16 protein-coding genes are annotated in these 17,748 nt (G+C 36.5%); 13 read left to right on the top strand and 3 right to left on the bottom strand.

What is annotated here, in order from left to right:
• Positions 1-94: 94 nt before the first annotated feature.
• From PB01_RS05480 to lpdA, 5 genes are all read left to right on the top strand, one after another.
• A complete protein-coding gene (locus tag PB01_RS05480; RefSeq protein ID WP_225986254.1) occupies positions 95-733 on the top strand; it encodes a YkyA family protein in 639 nt (212 codons plus the stop codon).
• 246 nt (positions 734-979) lie between these two features.
• Positions 980-2,092: a pyruvate dehydrogenase (acetyl-transferring) E1 component subunit alpha gene (gene pdhA, locus PB01_RS05485; RefSeq protein WP_151699266.1), complete on the top strand. Its 1,113-nt coding sequence runs from the start codon at positions 980-982 to the stop codon at positions 2,090-2,092.
• 3 nt (positions 2,093-2,095) lie between these two features.
• Positions 2,096-3,073: an alpha-ketoacid dehydrogenase subunit beta gene (locus PB01_RS05490; RefSeq protein WP_151699267.1), complete on the top strand. Its 978-nt coding sequence runs from the start codon at positions 2,096-2,098 to the stop codon at positions 3,071-3,073.
• Positions 3,074-3,106: 33 nt separating this feature from the next.
• Positions 3,107-4,453, top strand: a complete 1,347-nt coding sequence (locus tag PB01_RS05495; RefSeq protein ID WP_151699268.1) for a dihydrolipoamide acetyltransferase family protein — start codon at positions 3,107-3,109, stop codon at positions 4,451-4,453.
• A 3-nt stretch (positions 4,454-4,456) separates the two neighbouring features.
• Positions 4,457-5,869, top strand: a complete 1,413-nt coding sequence (lpdA, locus tag PB01_RS05500; protein ID WP_151699269.1) for a dihydrolipoyl dehydrogenase — start codon at positions 4,457-4,459, stop codon at positions 5,867-5,869.
• 41 nt (positions 5,870-5,910) lie between these two features.
• Here lpdA and PB01_RS05505 read toward each other — a convergent pair whose 3' ends face one another.
• Positions 5,911-6,543: a TetR/AcrR family transcriptional regulator gene (locus PB01_RS05505; RefSeq protein WP_151699270.1), complete on the bottom strand. Its 633-nt coding sequence runs from the start codon at positions 6,541-6,543 to the stop codon at positions 5,911-5,913.
• 98 nt (positions 6,544-6,641) lie between these two features.
• Between PB01_RS05505 and PB01_RS05510 the strand changes: the two genes are divergently transcribed.
• From PB01_RS05510 to PB01_RS05525, 4 genes are all read left to right on the top strand, one after another.
• Positions 6,642-9,689 carry an efflux RND transporter permease subunit gene (locus PB01_RS05510; protein ID WP_151699271.1) on the top strand — a complete coding sequence of 1,016 codons (3,048 nt, stop codon included), beginning with the start codon at positions 6,642-6,644 and terminating at the stop codon, positions 9,687-9,689.
• 76 nt (positions 9,690-9,765) lie between these two features.
• On the top strand, positions 9,766-10,590 hold the full coding sequence (locus tag PB01_RS05515; protein WP_404815104.1) for a polysaccharide deacetylase family protein: 825 nt from the start codon (positions 9,766-9,768) through the stop codon (positions 10,588-10,590).
• A gap of 959 nt (positions 10,591-11,549) precedes the next feature.
• Complete coding sequence (locus tag PB01_RS05520) at positions 11,550-11,924, top strand: CidA/LrgA family protein (protein ID WP_151701977.1); 375 nt, start codon at positions 11,550-11,552, stop codon at positions 11,922-11,924.
• A complete protein-coding gene (locus tag PB01_RS05525) occupies positions 11,925-12,599 on the top strand; it encodes an LrgB family protein (protein ID WP_151699272.1) in 675 nt (224 codons plus the stop codon).
• A gap of 368 nt (positions 12,600-12,967) precedes the next feature.
• On the opposite strand, the gene PB01_RS05530 is transcribed toward PB01_RS05525, so the two are convergent.
• Positions 12,968-14,437 carry an aminotransferase class I/II-fold pyridoxal phosphate-dependent enzyme gene (locus PB01_RS05530; RefSeq protein WP_151699273.1) on the bottom strand — a complete coding sequence of 490 codons (1,470 nt, stop codon included), beginning with the start codon at positions 14,435-14,437 and terminating at the stop codon, positions 12,968-12,970.
• A 137-nt stretch (positions 14,438-14,574) separates the two neighbouring features.
• Here PB01_RS05530 and PB01_RS05535 point away from each other — a divergent pair, with 137 nt between their 5' ends.
• Both PB01_RS05535 and PB01_RS05540 read left to right on the top strand, forming a co-directional pair.
• Positions 14,575-15,534 carry an NAD(P)H-dependent flavin oxidoreductase gene (locus PB01_RS05535; protein WP_151699274.1) on the top strand — a complete coding sequence of 320 codons (960 nt, stop codon included), beginning with the start codon at positions 14,575-14,577 and terminating at the stop codon, positions 15,532-15,534.
• Between the two features lie 11 nt (positions 15,535-15,545).
• Complete coding sequence (locus tag PB01_RS05540) at positions 15,546-15,815, top strand: UPF0223 family protein (protein WP_151699275.1); 270 nt, start codon at positions 15,546-15,548, stop codon at positions 15,813-15,815.
• Between the two features lie 50 nt (positions 15,816-15,865).
• Here PB01_RS05540 and PB01_RS05545 read toward each other — a convergent pair whose 3' ends face one another.
• Entirely contained in the window at positions 15,866-16,495 is a 630-nt protein-coding gene (locus PB01_RS05545) for a YktB family protein (protein ID WP_151699276.1), read from the bottom strand.
• Between the two features lie 151 nt (positions 16,496-16,646).
• Between PB01_RS05545 and PB01_RS05550 the strand changes: the two genes are divergently transcribed.
• Both PB01_RS05550 and PB01_RS05555 read left to right on the top strand, forming a co-directional pair.
• Positions 16,647-16,844 (top strand): hypothetical protein, encoded by a 198-nt coding sequence (locus tag PB01_RS05550; protein ID WP_151699277.1) that lies wholly within the window; start codon positions 16,647-16,649, stop codon positions 16,842-16,844.
• Positions 16,845-16,953: 109 nt separating this feature from the next.
• On the top strand, positions 16,954-17,745 hold the full coding sequence (locus PB01_RS05555) for an inositol monophosphatase family protein (RefSeq protein WP_151699278.1): 792 nt from the start codon (positions 16,954-16,956) through the stop codon (positions 17,743-17,745).
• Positions 17,746-17,748: the final 3 nt, after the last annotated feature.

Below are 17,748 nucleotides of genomic sequence, written 5' to 3' on the forward strand. Positions count from 1 at the left end.
CATTAACTAAACAAAAAGAGCCCATTCGTCGGTTGAATTTAGAAGCTAGAACAATTATAGTGAAATGCATATGGGAGGTTGTTTTGTGAAAAAAATGAAATATATAGTAACGATGAGCTTGGTTTTATTATTATCAGCATGCTCCTTCGGGGAGACTACGGAAGAAAAGTTATCGAATATCTTAACAGAAATTTATCAATCAGAATCTGATTATAGAGACGTGCAATCAGAGTTAAACGACACGGAGAAAAAAGAACAAGCTAATTTTCAAAGTATGATGGAGTTAACGAAAGATCAAAAAGAGGAATTGACAAAACAGGTTGATGAAACTGCAAAGCTTTTGGATAAGCGTTTGGAGTTAGTGAAAAAGGAATCAGCTTCTATAAAGAAAGCTTCTGAGAAAATGGCAGATATTGAAACGCTTATTTCAAATACGAAAGATGAGTCCGAAAAAGACAATCTTAAAAAAATGGAAGAAGCATTTAAAAATAGATATACAGCTTACGGTGCTCTAACAGAACAATATAATACTCTTGCTAATTTGCAAGATGAGTTATATAACATGTTAGTAACGGATGACGCGGAAGTGAAGGAGATTCAAGATAAAGTAGAGCAAGTCAATGAGCAGAACGAACTTGTCCAAAAAGCTGTAGACAAATTTAACGAGCTTACCACACAATTAAACCAAGTAAAAGAGGCTGTTTTTGCTTCGTTTCAAAAAGGGGATAAGTAACGAAAGTAACCTATAATACGGCTGCTTTTTGTATTATATATTAATGCTAAATTCATAATCTGATATAATACAGACTTAATTATTGACTAGTACAGGATGGATAGTTTTGAATTTTCTTTCAAATAAAAACCTTCGTTTTGGATGATTGACCGAAGTTTTAATCTTGAGTATACTGAAACAGAAGTATAGTTGTATCACTACGTAGAAGAAGAAATTTTAATACAGAAGAAAAGGAGAGTTGCTATTATGGCTGCAAACAATTCAACGCAGTTAGATCCAAAGAAAACGCTTCAAGAGATTGAAGAAAAGTTTGAAATGTTCCAAATTTTGAACGAAGAAGGAACAATTGTAAACGAAGAAGCTAACCCAAACCTATCAGATGAAGAATTGGTAGAATTAATGAGTCGTATGGTTTATACACGAATTCTAGATCAGCGCTCTATTTCTTTAAATCGTCAAGGACGTTTAGGTTTCTATGCTCCTACTGCAGGACAAGAAGCTTCTCAATTAGCTTCCCAATTTGCACTTGAAAAAGAAGATTTTATATTACCTGGTTACCGTGATGTACCTCAAATCGTGTGGCATGGTTTACCACTTTGGCAAGCTTTCTTGTTCTCACGTGGACATTTCATGGGGAACCAAATTCCAGAAGGCGTAAACGTATTTCCACCTCAAATTATTATCGGAGCACAATTTATTCAAGCTGCTGGAGTAGCACTTGGTATGCAAAAACGTGGAAAGAAAGCGATTGCAATTACGTACACTGGTGATGGCGGATCATCACAAGGTGATTTCTACGAAGGTATTAACTTTGCAGGAGCTTTCCGTGTACCTGCAGTGTTTATCGTTCAAAATAACCAATATGCTATTTCAACACCACGTGAATTACAAACAGCAGCAAAAACAATTGCACAAAAAGGTATTGCTGCAGGTATTCCAAGTGTACTTGTTGATGGGATGGATCCATTAGCTGTTTACGCAGTAACAAAAGATGCAAGAGATCGTGCGATTAACGGGGAAGGTCCAACTTTAATAGAAACTGTTTGTTACCGTTATGGTCCACATACAATGGCTGGAGATGACCCTACTCGTTACCGTACATCGGAAACAGATTCTGCTTGGGAAAAGAGAGATCCACTTGTTCGTTTCCGTACTTACCTAGAAGGTAAAGGATTATGGAATGAAGAAAAAGAAGCAGAAGTTATTGAAAAAGCAAAAGAAGAGATTAAAGATGCTATCAAGAAAGCAGATAGTGCTCCAAAGCAAAAAGTAACGGATTTGATAAATATTATGTATGATGAAAATCCATATAATTTAGATGAGCAATTAGCTTACTATACTGAGAAGGAGTCGAAGTAACCGATGGCACAATTGACGATGATTCAAGCAATTACGGAAGCACTCCGTACAGAGCTTAAAAACGATGAAAACGTGTTAGTCTTCGGTGAAGACGTAGGCGTTAACGGAGGAGTATTCCGTGCGACAGAGGGATTACAAAAAGAATTTGGAGAAGATCGCGTATTTGATACACCTCTGGCAGAATCTGGTATTGGCGGTTTAGCGGTAGGACTATCTCTGCAAGGATTCCGCCCAGTTCCTGAAATTCAATTCTTTGGTTTTGTGTTTGAAGTAATGGACTCTATTAGTGGTCAACTTGCTCGTATGCGTTTTCGCACAGGAGGAGCATTTCATGCACCTGTTACGATTCGTTCACCTTTTGGAGGAGGAGTACATACACCAGAAATGCATGCAGACAGCTTAGAATTATTAATGACATCAACTCCTGGAGTAAAAGTTGTTATTCCTTCTACACCTTATGATGCAAAAGGTTTATTAATCTCAGCTATCCGTGACAATGATCCAGTTATTTACTTGGAGCATATGAAATTATATCGTTCGTTCCGTGGTGAAGTTCCGGAAGAAGAATATACAATTCCGCTTGGAAAAGCAGATGTAAAACGTGAAGGAACTGATTTAACGATCATTTCTTATGGTGCAATGGTACATGAAAGCTTAAAAGCTGCGGAAGAGTTGGAAAAAGAAGGACACTCTGTAGAAGTTGTGGACTTACGTACTATACAACCACTTGATATTGAAACAATTATTGCATCTGTTGAAAAAACAGGACGCGCAATGGTCGTTCAAGAAGCACAAAAACAAGCTGGTATAGCTGCAAACGTAGTAGCAGAAATCACTGAAAGAGCTATTTTAAGTTTAGAAGCTCCAGTATTACGTGTTACTGCTCCTGATACTGTATTCCCGTTCTCTCAAGCAGAAACAGTTTGGTTGCCAGGAGTAAAGGATATAGTAGAAACAGCTAAAAAAGTATTAACGTTTTAATAACATAATTTTTAAATAGAAAGGGTGAATATTATGGCATTTGAATTTCGATTACCGGATATCGGAGAAGGTATACATGAAGGCGAAATCGTTAAATGGTTTGTGAAAGCAGGAGACGAAGTAGCAGAAGATGATATTTTATGCGAAGTCCAAAACGATAAAGCAGTCGTTGAAATTCCTTCCCCTGTTAAAGGGAAAGTTACGGAAGTTTTAGTAAGCGAAGGTACAGTAGCGGTAGTTGGAGACGTTCTTATACGATTAGATGCTCCTGGGTATGAAGATTTGCATTTTAAAGGTCATGACAACGAAGCTGCAGCTGAAAAAACAGAAGCACAAGTGCAATCTTCAGCAGAAGCAGGACAAACGATTGATAAAGAAGCAACAAAAGCTCCAGAAAAGAAAGAAGCAACGAAAGAATTGCCAAAAGAAGAAGCAAAAGGTAGCAAACGTATAATCGCTATGCCTTCTGTACGTAAATTTGCTCGTGATAACGAAGTAATTATCGCAGAAGTTTCTGGTTCTGGGAAAAATGGACGTATTCTTAAAGAAGATATCGAAGCATTCTTATCAGGTGATCAAAAACTGGCTGAAGTTACAACAGAAACGCAAGGGGAAGAAACACTACAAGAAACGAAGGTAGAAGAAAAAACTTCTGCTCCGATTTCATTAGAAGGTGAATTCCCGGAAACACGCGAAAAAATGTCGGGTATACGTAAAGCAATAGCAAAAGCAATGGTACATTCGAAACACACTGCTCCTCATGTGACATTAATGGACGAAGTGGATGTAACAGAACTAGTAGTTCATCGCAAAAAGTTCAAAGACATTGCCGCTGAGAAAAATATTAAGTTAACTTACTTACCATATGTAGTAAAAGCATTAGTAAGTACTTTACGTGAATTCCCTCAATTGAACACATCATATGATGATGCAACTAGTGAAGTTATTCAAAAACATTATTTCAATATTGGAATTGCTGCGGATACAGACAAAGGTTTACTCGTTCCTGTTATTAAACATGCGGATCGTAAATCGGTATTTGCTATTTCCGATGAAATTAACACGCTTGCAGGAAAAGCTCGTGATGGAAAATTATCACCTTCTGAGATGAAAGGTGCTTCATGTTCTATTACAAATATCGGCTCTGCGGGTGGCCAATGGTTTACTCCAGTTATTAACCATCCAGAGGTTGCTATACTTGGAATTGGACGAATTTCAGAAAAACCTGTCATAAAAAATGGTGAAATTGTAGCAGCTCCTGTGTTAGCATTATCTTTGAGTTTTGATCATCGCATGATCGACGGTGCGACTGCTCAACATGCGTTGAACCATATTAAACGTTTGCTAAGCAGTCCTGAATTATTATTAATGGAGGCGTAAAAAATGGTAGTAGGAGATTTCCCGATTGAAACAGATACTTTAGTAATTGGTTCAGGTCCCGGGGGATATGTAGCTGCAATTCGTGCTGCACAAACTGGACAAAAAGTAGTAATAGTAGAAAAAGAACATATTGGCGGGGTTTGTTTAAACGTTGGATGTATTCCATCAAAAGCTTTGATATCTGTTGGACATCGTTTTGAACAAGCAAAACATTCAGATGACATGGGTATTACAGCAACTGACGTGAAAATTGACTTTTCAAAAGCTCAAGCTTTCAAGGATAGCGTTGTAAAAAAATTAACGAGCGGTGTTTCTGGTTTATTAAAAGGGAACAAAATCGACGTAGCGATGGGCGAAGCTTACTTTGTTGATGCAAACACTGTCCGTGTAATGGACGACAAATCTGCACAAACCTATACTTTCAAAAATGTGATTATTGCTACTGGATCACGTCCAGTGGAAATTCCAACTTTTAAATATACAAAACGTGTAATTAACTCAACAGGCGCTTTAAGCTTACCTGAAGTACCTGGAAAATTAGTAGTAATCGGTGGAGGTTATATTGGTACTGAACTAGGATCTGCATTTGCTAACTTAGGATCTAATGTAACGATTATTGAAGGTGGCGATGATATTTTAGCTGGCTTCGAAAAACAAATGACAACTATCGTTAAAAAAGGCTTGAAGAAAAAAGGCGTTGAAATCGCGGTTAAAGCTTCTGCAAAGGGTGTAGAAGAAACTGAAACTGGCGTAGTAGTAACTTATGAAGTTGGCGGAGAAGAGAAAAAAGTTGAAGCTGATTATGTATTAGTTACTGTTGGCCGTCGTCCTAACACGGATGAAATGGGTCTAGAAGAACTAGGTATTAAATTTGCAGAACGCGGATTATTAGAAGTAGATAAACAATGCCGTACAAGTATTAGTAATATTTATGCGATTGGTGATATTGTCGCTGGTCCTCAACTTGCACACAAAGCATCCTATGAAGGAAAAGTTGCTGCGGAAGCAATCGCTGGTCAATCTTCTGTTGTCGATTACTTGGCTATTCCAGCAGTATGCTTTACAGATCCAGAAATGGCTACAGTTGGATTAAATGAAGCTCAAGCTAAAGAGCAAGGATATGACGTAGTAGCTGGGAAGTTCCCATTTGGAGCAAATGGTCGTGCACTTGCACTTAATGCTACAGACGGTTTTGTAAAGCTTGTTTCTCGTAAAGAAGACGGGTTACTCCTTGGGGCACAAATCGTAGGTCAAGGTGCTTCTGATATGATTGCTGAACTTGGTTTAGCAATCGAAGCAGGTATGACTGTGGAAGATATCGCAATGACAATTCATGCACATCCAACACTTGGAGAAATTGCAATGGAAGCTGCAGAAGTTGTTATGGGTCATCCAATCCATATCCTTTCAAAATAAAATTTTAAGAAAAAACTACTTGATGGATGAGTTTTTCATCGTCAAGTAGTTTTTTTGTCGTCTATTTTCAATATAAAGTCTTCTTCTAAAAAAGGTGTTGTTAGTCCCGAAACTAATGAATCAATCCTATAAAGGAGAAAATTGGCCAACTTTTTAAAATCTAAATTTCTATTATACATAATAATTAATTCAATATAACCCTTAATAAGTCCCTTTACCATAATGGTCATATCAGGGATATGTCTTTTTATCGTTATTCCATATACCCCCACGAGCAACTCTTTCAAGGTATCATTTAGTTGTTTATCCATTTGCTGCATTAAGACAAATAGCTCAGTATCTTCGGGTTTTGTTTGTTCTCTTAATAGCATTAAAATGAAATCAGAGTATTGATCTATTTCTTCAAATTGAATACATAGGAAAAGTTCTAGTTTATCTTTAGGTGAACTATCCATTTCAAAAACACTCGCAACTTTTTTAGAAACTCTATCAATAAAAACCTCAAATATACTAAAAAGCAAACTTTCCTTTGATTTAAAATATAAATAGAAGGAGCCTTTTGAAATGCCGCAAGCTTCCGTTATTTCTTGCACGGAGGTAGATTCAAAGCCGCTTTTTGCGAAAAGCTCCACAGCTCTTTCAATTATTAATAACTTTTTAGTTGAAATTATAATGCCACCTCTTTCTTATTAGTTGACGAATGACTGACTGGTCATTTACTATTATAAAGGAATGTGACTGACTGGTCAAAAAAACAACTTGGGGGAAAAGAATGAATTCTATAATTAACTTTGTCATAAAGAATAAATTAGCAGTATGGCTTTTAACATTAATCATTACTGCTGCAGGTATTTATGCTGGAACAAATATGAAACTTGAAACAATTCCAGATATTACGATACCTGTCATTACTGTAACGACTGTTTACCCTGGTGCAACACCAGAACAAGTTGCTAAAGAAGTATCTGAACCTTTCGAAAAATCGGTTAGTAATCTTGAGGGTGTGAAAACGGTTAGTTCTACTTCTTTTCAAAATGTATCTTCACTTCAAATTGAGTATACATATGGAGTTGATATGAAGGAAGCAGAAACCGAATTAAAAGCTGCATTAGACAATGTAAAGAAACCGGATAATGTAAAAGATCCTTCGGTTGCCCGCATTAGTTTAAATGCATTCCCAGTCATCGCTTTAAGCGTTTCCAATAGTGGAAAAGATTTGGATGCATTAACGGACGATGTAGAAAAAGTAATTGTTCCTAAACTAAATGGAATTGAAGGTGTGTCTTCAGTAGCAGTTTCAGGACAACAAGTCGAAGAAGTAAGTTTGGTATTTGACCAAACTAAATTGGCTCAATATGGATTAAATGATTCTACTGTTAAAATGATTGTGCAAGGCACAAATTTGACAATGCCTTTAGGTTTATTCCAATTTGATGATGAAGAACAGTCTGTTGTAGTAGATGGGAAAGTTACTACATTAGAAGACTTGGAAAATCTTAAAATTCCAGTAGCTGGTCCTAATGGGATGTCTTCTGTAACTTTAAAGGAAATCGCTAAAATTAATTTTGTTGGTAAAGCGGAATCTATTTCCCGTACAAATGGGAAAGAAGCAATTGCTATTCAAATTGTAAAAGCGCAAGAAGCTAATACAGTGGAAGTAGTAAATGCTGTAAAAGATATGATTCCCGAGTTAAACAAAGATTTTGATGGTATAGACATTAAAGTAACTTTGGATCAAGGAGAGCCAATTGAAGCTTCTGTTGATACGATGATCAATAAGGCGTTATTTGGCGCACTATTTGCAGTATTAGTCATTATGTTGTTTTTACGAAACTTTAAGTCAACCATCATTTCGATTATTTCTATTCCATTATCCATTTTAATTGCGTTTATATTATTACACCAAATGGGTATTACGTTAAATATGATGACATTAGGTGCGATGACCGTAGCAATTGCGCGAGTAATTGATGATTCCATTGTAGTTGTGGAGAATATTTATCGTCGCATGAGTCTACCAGGTGAAAAGTTAAAAGGTAGAGATTTAATTCGCGAAGCGACAAAAGAAATGTTTGTTCCGATCATGTCATCTACTTTAGTAACGATTGCAGTATTCTTACCTTTAGGCCTTGTAAGTGGTATGGTAGGAGAGCTATTTTTACCATTTGCCTTAACAATGGTATTTGCTTTACTTGCTTCTTTGTTAGTAGCGGTAACGATTGTTCCGATGCTTGCACATACTTTATTTAGAAAAAATATGGAAAAAGGACCTGTAGTGCATAAAGAATCGCAAGGAAAACTTGCAGCAGTTTATAAGAAAACCTTAAATGCTGCATTAAACCATAAAGCAATTACATCTATTTCAGCAGTAGTTATTTTGGGAGCAAGTTTGTTCTTAATCCCAGTTGTAGGAGTAAGTTTCTTACCGGATGAAGAGCAAAAAATGATGTATGTAACTTACTCACCTAGCGCGGGTGAAACATCTGGAGATGTAAATGCTAGTGTGGAACAAGTTGAAAATTATTTCTTGAAGAAAGACAAAGTAGATGTAGTTCAAGTTTCAATTGGTGGAGCTAATCCAATGTCTCCAGGGGCGTCTAATAGTGCATTGATGTTCGTCACATTTGATAAGGAAACAGAGGACTTTACGAAAGTAAAAGAAGATGCGATGAAAGATATTCAGGCTTATGATGTAAAAGGGGAATGGAAATCACAAGATTTTTCTACAAGTGGTTCTAGTAACCAAGTAAGCTTCTATGTTTACGGAAACAATAAAAAAGATATTGAGCCAGTAGTAGAAAAAATCTCATCTATTTTAGCGGACAACAAAGACTTGAAAGATGTTGATACAAGCTTATCAAAATCATATAAAGAATTTACATTTGTCGTTGATAAAGAAAAATTAACACAATATGGTTTAACGACTGCACAAATTGGGATGAAGTTAAATCCGAATGTCCCACGTGAAGTGTTAACAACCATTACAAAAGATGATCAAACTGTTGATGTTTATATTGATCAACAGAAAGAAAAAACAACATCAGTCGATGACTTATTAAAACAAACTATAACAACTCCTGTAGGGGTAGAAGTTCCTATTTCTGAGTTAGTAACCATACAAGAAGGAAAAAGTTCAGATACGGTAAACCGCCGAGAAGGAAAAATATTTGCTAGTGTTTCTGGAACGTTAACTGCGAAGGATGTAGCGAAAACTACTAAAGATGTCCAAGCAAAAATTGATAAATTAGACGTACCTGCAGGCGTAGAAATCAATACCGCTGGAGTTACAGAAGATATTGCGCAAGCATTTACGCAATTAGGTTTAGCAATGCTTGCTGCTATTGCAATTGTGTATTTGATACTAGTTATCACTTTTGGTGGAGGACTTGCACCATTTGCTATCCTTTTCTCATTACCGTTCACGGCTATTGGGGCTCTAGTGGGATTGGCGATTGCTGGCGAAACTTTAAGTGTATCTTCTATGCTAGGTTTACTTATGCTGATCGGCATTGTTGTCACTAACGCGATTGTTTTAATCGACCGAGTAATTCATATGGAAAAAGGAGGTCATTCAACGCGTGAAGCAATTCTAGAAGCTGGAGCTACTAGACTAAGACCTATCCTTATGACCGCACTAGCTACAATAGGAGCATTAATACCGCTTGCTATTGGTGTAGAAGGAAGCGGACTTATTTCCAAAGGTTTAGGGGTTACTGTTATCGGTGGGTTAACAAGTTCTACATTATTAACACTAATTTTCGTGCCAATGGTATATGAATTTTTTGCAAAATTTAGAAGAAAAAAAGGTTCAAATAACTAAATGGACTTATAGGGGGTTGTGTGGATATACTCTACACAGCTCCCTTTTTATAATGGTAGAATAAGGATGGAAAGGTTTGGTGATTAAATTGAAATGGACAAAATGGTTCTTACTAGCAGCGTTAGTGCTTGTACTATCGGCATGTGCAGTAGACAAAGAAAAAACAAAGTCTCAAAAAGAGAGTGAACAAACGACGGAGGTAACCAAAGTAGACTCTGTCGAGAAAGAGGTTGTAGAGGAACCTATAGAAGTTGAGAAACAAGAAATTCTATATGAACTAAATCCGGCTAATTGGACTTTTAAACCTACTGGAGATGCAAATCCCAAAGCTGTGCTAATTACGATTGATGATGCACCTGATAAATATGCTGTTGAAATGGCAACGACTTTAAAAGAATTAAATGCACCTGCTATCTTTTTTGTAAATGGTCACTTTCTTGAAACAGAAAAAGGAAAAGCTAACTTAAAAGCAATTTATGATATGGGATTTCTAATTGGAAACCATACACAAACGCATGCTAATTTAAAAAATAGTACAGAAGAACAACAACAGGAAGAAATTTTAAAAGTGAACGAAATAGTAGAAGCAGTCACTGGAGAGAAACCAAATTTTTTCCGGGCTCCTTTTGGTGTAAATACCGATTTCAGTAGAGCGCTTGTTCAAAGGGAAGGAATGCTCCTGATGAACTGGACATACGGATATGATTGGGAAAAACAATATATGGATGCCGCTAAACTAACGGAAATTATGCTAAAGACGGAGTATTTGACAAATGGGGCAAATTTATTAATGCATGATCGTAAATGGACTTCAGAAGCGTTAAAAGATATTGTAGAAGGTTTACGAGCAAAAGGATATGATTTAATAGACCCTCATACGATTAAAGGAATTGAAGATTAATACTATGTCTGTTGATTATCATGTTTTTCCCTACCAATACATTTAGGTTAATGTACGATTAGTTTTCCGTCTTACTGTAGATATAGTGGGTCTTAGTGACCGCAGGGATTTCCGCTCTAGGCGGACGCTTTCCGAGGGGGAGCGATGAGCCAGCACCGTCGCATGTGCGCCGTTTGTGCTGTCTAATCTGTCTCCCTGATCCCTCCGGAGTCGCCGCCTGCCGCTGCAATCCAGCATATTTGCTAACTATTCAGTGTCACTATTCACTTTTTAATCTTAACTATATTATCTAAAATAAAATCCAATAAATGGTTGGACGAGTCAAATCACGGAGAGAATGCGACTACTTTCTCTTAATAAAGCCTTAACTTTGCATTAAATTATATGTCGCCATTGAAAATATTCCGTATGTTGCGCATTATTTATTTGGTGATAATATCCGGATTAGTAGAGTGGATAACCTTGCGCAATACTACTGAATAGTTAATAAGTTTCTTCTGGGTTGGAGCGAAAGGGCGGCGACTCCTACCGGAGGCCAACAGGATGTTGGTCACGAAGGTGTTGCCACACGATGTGGCGCTTCTAGCCTTCGACCCTCTGTGGGCAAATGAGCCTTCACAACGAACGCGTAGCGGCGGTGAAGGCTCATCGCTCACCCGGTGGAAAGCGTCCGCCCTGCAGCGGAAATCCCAGCGGCAACTTTCTTACGACGCATTATTTCTAAAAAGCGAACTGAAACATAAAACTGTAAGCCGTCGTCTTGTTACATTAAATAGAAGAAGATGGATAATCAAAAGACTTGCAGTAATACATAAAAACATTTATGCGGAATGGAATATTCGCATAGATGTTTTTTGCAATTGTAATGGAATTATAGTTGAAATTGACGTAAGATATTGGATATTCAAATGACGTAGGAGGTTTTGGCTTTAGAAGTAGTTTCTTTTAAAGTGAGCTTAATGAAAAAGTACATACGAATTATCTTTCAGATTGTTATTTTATATTTATTTTCTCTGCTCGGATCTTTTATTGTTCACATACTGCATGTAAAATTTCCTGGAAGTATAGTAGGGTTACTATTATTATTTTTATTATTGCATTTCAACATAATACTGGTTTCGCTGATACAAGATGGAGCAGGTTTTTTACTTAGTATATTGGCATTATTTTTCGTTCCTGCAACGGTAGGAGTTATGAATTATTCGGAACTATTATCCGTCCATGGATTTTTAGTAGTATTGGCTGTCTTATTCAGTACAATATTTGCAATTATTATTTCAGGAAGAATATGCCAATACTTAGAAAATAAAGAAGCTTCAAAGGTGGTAGAATAAATGGCTGCTACTGGAATGATTTTGGGGACGATTTTCATTTATTTTCTAATGAGAAAAATAAATACCCGATTTACAACTCCTTTTTTATTGCCCGTTTTAACAACAACAATTTTGATCATAGCATTATTACGCTTTTTTTCTATTTCTTATGATTCCTATATGTTTGGGGCGAAATATATTAACAACATGCTGGGTCCGGCTGTTGTAAGCCTTGCTTATCCTTTATATATGCAAAGGGGACTTATAAAAAAATATAAATTTACCATTTTAACGAGTATTATTGTTGCGATGTTTTCTGGACTATTTAGTATCATAACATTTGCTAAACTGTTAAAAATGGAAGATGAATTAGTTCATTCACTTCTTCCAAAATCGATCACAACCCCTGTCGCGATGCAAATTAGTGAATCGATTGGTGGTAATCCTACGTTGACTTCTGCTTTCGTAATTGTAGCGGGATTTACAGGAGCATTGCTCGGACCAATAATCTTTAAAATATTCTGTATTGAAACGCCAATTAGTAAAGGGGTTTCGATAGGAAGTGCTTCGCATGGATTTGGCGTTTCAAAACTATCGGAGTTTGGAGAACAAGCATTTTCCATGGGTTCGGTATCGATGACATTAAGTGCAGTGATCGGTTCATTTATATGTCCTTTCATAGCATTATTTATATAATTTTAATCAATTACATAACCGAAAACTAAGTTTTAAATCTGAATAAAGTTGATTTCCGCTTCAGGCGGCAAACGACGAAACTTCTCCTTTGCTAGCGTCAAATCCTTATATTAACTTTTAGTTGGTCTCGGGTTGAAAAAAATCGTACTCGAAGTACCATAAAGTGTAAAAAAATATATCTTTTCTCTATCATTTCCAAAAGGGAGACGGACAAAAAATCGCCACAAGATGACCGAAAAAAAGATCGTGAAGTGACGCAGTCACTTCACGATCTTTTGCTCTAACGGTAATAGTGTAGCCTAGGTTTAGTCCAAAGCACTCGGGAATTGGTTAAGACAAGATGCACTTAAAGGACACCTGTTTTTTTCTCATTTAATCGCTTGTCGTTCCTTAATAACATGAATCATTTCTAATGTATCATCTTCTGGACCTTGAACAGGTAAACCTGCTTCTATATTCATCCGGATATAATCGATATTACCTTGCGTAATTATTTCCCCGGGAATAAAAATAGGAATTCCAGGTGGATATACCATCACAAACTCAGCGGAAATACGTCCTTCTGCTCTTTTTAGAGGAATAGATTCCGTTTGTGCGTAGAAAGCATCACGAGGGGACATAGCTAGTCCGGGTATATCAGGTAAAGTAACAGATGGTTCTACTATTACTGCGTCGGATTCAAATGCTGTTACCATTCGAACGAGGGCATTCACAAGTAAGTTTGCCTCTTTTTTAGTATCCCCAATTGTAAACAAGCAAAGAATGTTATATAAGTCTGACAGTTCTACTTCGATATTTGCATTTTCTCTTAACCATGATTCTGCAGCATATCCGGTAATCCCTAAATTTTTCACACTAATTAATAACTTTGTTGGATCCATATCATATGTCGCCGAAGAAATTAAAACTTCCTCCCCTACACAACGTAAATGAGGAATTTTATTAATCCGCTTCCGAGTATCCTTCGCAAGTCTAATTGTTTCTCCTATTAAATCTTCCCCATGAATTGCTAACTGTCTTCTAGCGGTATCTAATGATGCTAACAAAGGATAGGAAGTAGAAGTGGTAGTAAGCATAGATATAATGGATTGAACACGTTTAGCTGAAACTAAACCTTCTCTAACGTTTAAAACCGAAGTTTGTGTCATCGATCCGCCGAGTTTATGAACGGAAGTGGCAGCCATATCTGCTCCTGCTGACATTGCTGAAACTGGTAGCGATGGATGAAAATGAATATGAACACCATGCGCTTCATCTACTACTACAGGAATACCATGTTTATGTGCCATATCAACTATCTTTTTTAAATCAGCTGCAAAACCAAAATACGTTGGATTTATTACGAGTAAACCTTTTGCATCTGGATGTGCCTCCAAAGCTTTTTCAACAGACTCTGCAGAAATACCGTGAGAAATACCTAACTCTTTATCAACTTCTGGATGAATAAATACAGGTATAGCTCCTGCAAAAACGATTGCTGACATAATAGATTTATGAACATTTCGTGGGACTAGTAACTTATCGCCAGGTCCACAAATAGTAAGGATCATTGTCATAATTGCACCACTTGTACCTTGGACAGAAAAAAATGTTTGATCTGCACCAAAGGCTTCAGCAGCTAATTGTTGTGCATGTTTAATGGCACCTTTAGGGGAATGTAAGTCATCTAAAGGGGCAATATTGATTAAATCTATGGAAAGTACATTATCTCCAACAAACTCTCGAAATGCAGGGTCCATCCCTTTCCCTTTTTTATGCCCTGGAATATGAAACTGGATAGGATGACGGTTACGATGCTTTAGTAATGCATCGAACAAAGGAGTTTCTAATTGTGACAACGTTCATACCACCTCTAGTATTATTTTTTAAAAACAAATGAATTATAGCATTTCCTTACTTTTATGACTATAAAAATATTTGTGATTTGAATCTGAGTGTTATTTCTTTTACACTAAAGAGCATTGGGGGGATAAAATTGGTATTTCGTACAAGCGTATCTGATTTATTGGAAATTGAATACCCAATCGTCCAAGGGGGACTCGCTTATTTGGCATATTCCGGACTATGTGCAGCTGTTTCGAATGCAGGTGGGCTTGGTCAAGTAACAGCAATGAGCTTAACAACACCGGAAGAATTGCGGGAAGAGATAAACAAGGTTAGAGTACTAACGGATAAACCTTTTGGTGTAAATTTTGCTATTGGGCAAATGGGAAGACCTTATGAGAAAATGTTGCAAGTTGCAATTGATGAGAATGTTCCGGTTATTACGATGACAGGAGGAAACCCAGCTCCTATCTTAGAAAAACTTGCAAATACAACAATAAAAAAACTAGTATTAGTAGCCGCTAAACACCAAGCACTAAAAGCAGAACAACTTGGTGCTGATGCTGTAATGGTCGTCGGACAAGAAGGAGGTGGGCATTTAGGGAGAGATGACGTTGGCACAATGGTATTGATCCCTCAAGTGGTAGATGCAGTATCAATCCCCGTAATTGCATCAGGAGGTATATCGGACGGCAGAGGTTGGATGGCTGCTCACGCACTAGGTGCACAGGGAATTGAAATGGGTACTCGCTTTATCGCTACAAAAGAATGTGTCCATGCTTCCACTGCATATAAAAATGCAATAGTAGAAAGTGGAGAAATGGATACGATCGTCATTAAACGTTCGATAGGTGCCCCAGCTAGAGCTATTAAAAATAGTTGGACAGAAACGATTCGAAGTATTGAAAAGGAAAATCCGACATATGATGCTTTAAAGGACTACATTAGTGGTGAAGCAAATAAACGCTTTATCTACGAAGGTAACTCCGAAAAGGGATTTGGATGGGCAGGTCAGGGAATAGGTCTAATAACGGATATTCCTACCGTAGAAGAATTATTTAGTCGAATGGTAGATGAAGCAACAGAAATACGAAGAAAATGGAAATTATAGGAGGTACTAAAATGGACTATACATATCCATTCTCGCTAGACTGGTCGACCAATGAAATTATAGATGTAGTGCAGTTTTTTGAGGCAATCGAAAATGCATATGAAAAAGGTGTAAAGCGTGAAGAACTACTGAAAAAGTATCGTCGCTTTAAAGAAATTGTTCCATCTATTGCAGAAGAAAAAACATACTTTCGTGAATTTGAAAAAGAAAGTGGGTATGCAAGCTATCCAATCATTAAAAAAATGAAAGAAAATACGGATGGAGTGTTGATTAGAGGTTGAAAAACACCTCCAATAGGTTGTTTATAAGGCAAATTATTGGAGGAATCCTCTTACTTGATATTAATCATGGTTCTATAAATTGGTAGTAATTGCTCGAAAGTCTCTTCCGCTAAAAGTAAAAATTCCTCTTCTGAAAGTTTTACTGCTTCTTCTTTAGCGATATGTCTACCTACAAGAAATTCTCCTTTTTTTACATCACGTAGCCGAGTTAATAATTGCTCAAGATCAGTTTTTTTAGCATTCTTCAGAAGAATTGCTTCTTGCTTCATATGATCACCCGAAACAATAAAATCACTTGGAATTCTATTAAACAATGATTTTTTCTTTAATAGTCTTTCGGCAATGACAACTTTATCGGGAGCCTCATAGATGACTGCCAAAATAAGAAATAAATGACTTCCCCATAAGCCAATTTGGAAATGAGGTAATGCTTTATATCCCCTTTTATAAGGTGAAAATGCTACCCAACTATCTTTGGGAGGATTTACAGAGCGTCTAGCATGTTTTGCAACATGGGCAAAGTATTCATCTCCGAGGACACCAGAAAAGAATAAGCTATACTTTTTTCCTAATTCCTCAAATTTTGGACGTATATTGGAGCTTAATGCTTCCATTCTATTCTCTAACCCATCTATTTGGAATACGTTAAAATCTTTCTCTTCCCAAAATTTCTTACTCATTTGAAAACTCCTTTCACTTTGTATGTTTATTTTATAGCAAATATGGGTAAAAATCATGTAAGTAGAATTTTTGATTGACAATTATTTTATATAAGCGTAAATTATTATAAATATTTTGAATATTATAATAAAAAGTGAAGGGGTGTTAGTAATGAGACAGGTTGTTCATATTATTCGTAAAAATGACTTGGAAAGAGAAAAAATTTTCACATTGAAATTGGAGTTGGACTATGAATTAGCTACTCTTTTTGATGCAATCAGTAATAAAAATGAAAAAGAAATATACCAAACCAAAGTTAAGTTAATGGAAATTCATAATTCGTTGAAAGAACTAAATGCACTTGACTAACGTTTTACTTTTGAACAACACATAGAAAACACCTGCTTAATTGAAAGACAGCTGGTGTTTTTTTCTTTATACTTAAAAGGCAAGGTGATGTGAAGAGAGGGTGGATATAGTGAATTTACATAAGCTGGATAAATATGCCAAATCTTTAATCAAGGTAGCAGCTGGAAGAATAAGATCTTCTTTTGCAACGGATCTATTAATTGAAACAAAATCTGAAGCAAATGATTTAGTGACAAATATAGATAAGGAAACGGAACAATTTTTTATCCATCATATAAAACGTGATTATCCAGATCACCGTATTTTGGGAGAAGAAGGTTTCGGAGATGACATACATGATTTAGACGGCTATGTATGGATGTTAGATCCAATCGATGGCACAATGAATTTCATTCACCAAAAAACGAACTTTGCTATATCTTTAGGGATATTTAAAGATGGGGTAGGAATACTTGGTTATATCTATAATGTGATGGATGACGTTTTAATATCTGCAACCCTAGATGAAGGAGCATTTATAAATGATATTCGTATTCCAACGGTTAAACAAGTGAACTTGGAGCAATCTATCATTGGTATTAATGCAAGTTGGGTGGTTCCAAATAAATACATGGAGCACGAGGGAATGGTGAAGCTTTTACAAAAAGTTAGAGGCACTAGATCGTATGGTTCAGCAGCAATTGAAATATCCTATGTAGTTACAGGGAAACTGGATGCCTACATGTCTATGCGTTTATCACCGTGGGATATCGCAGGCGGGATGATAATTGCGAAAGAAGTTGGGGCAATCGTAACAAATCTTGCAAATGAACCTGTTAATTTGTTAGGACAAGGAACTTTTCTTATTGCGAAGCCAAGTCTGCATAAAGAATTAATAACTAATTATATTCAATTAAAATAAGAA

It is taken from the genome of Psychrobacillus glaciei, assembly GCF_008973485.1.
Classification (GTDB): Bacteria; Bacillota; Bacilli; order Bacillales_A; family Planococcaceae; genus Psychrobacillus; species Psychrobacillus glaciei.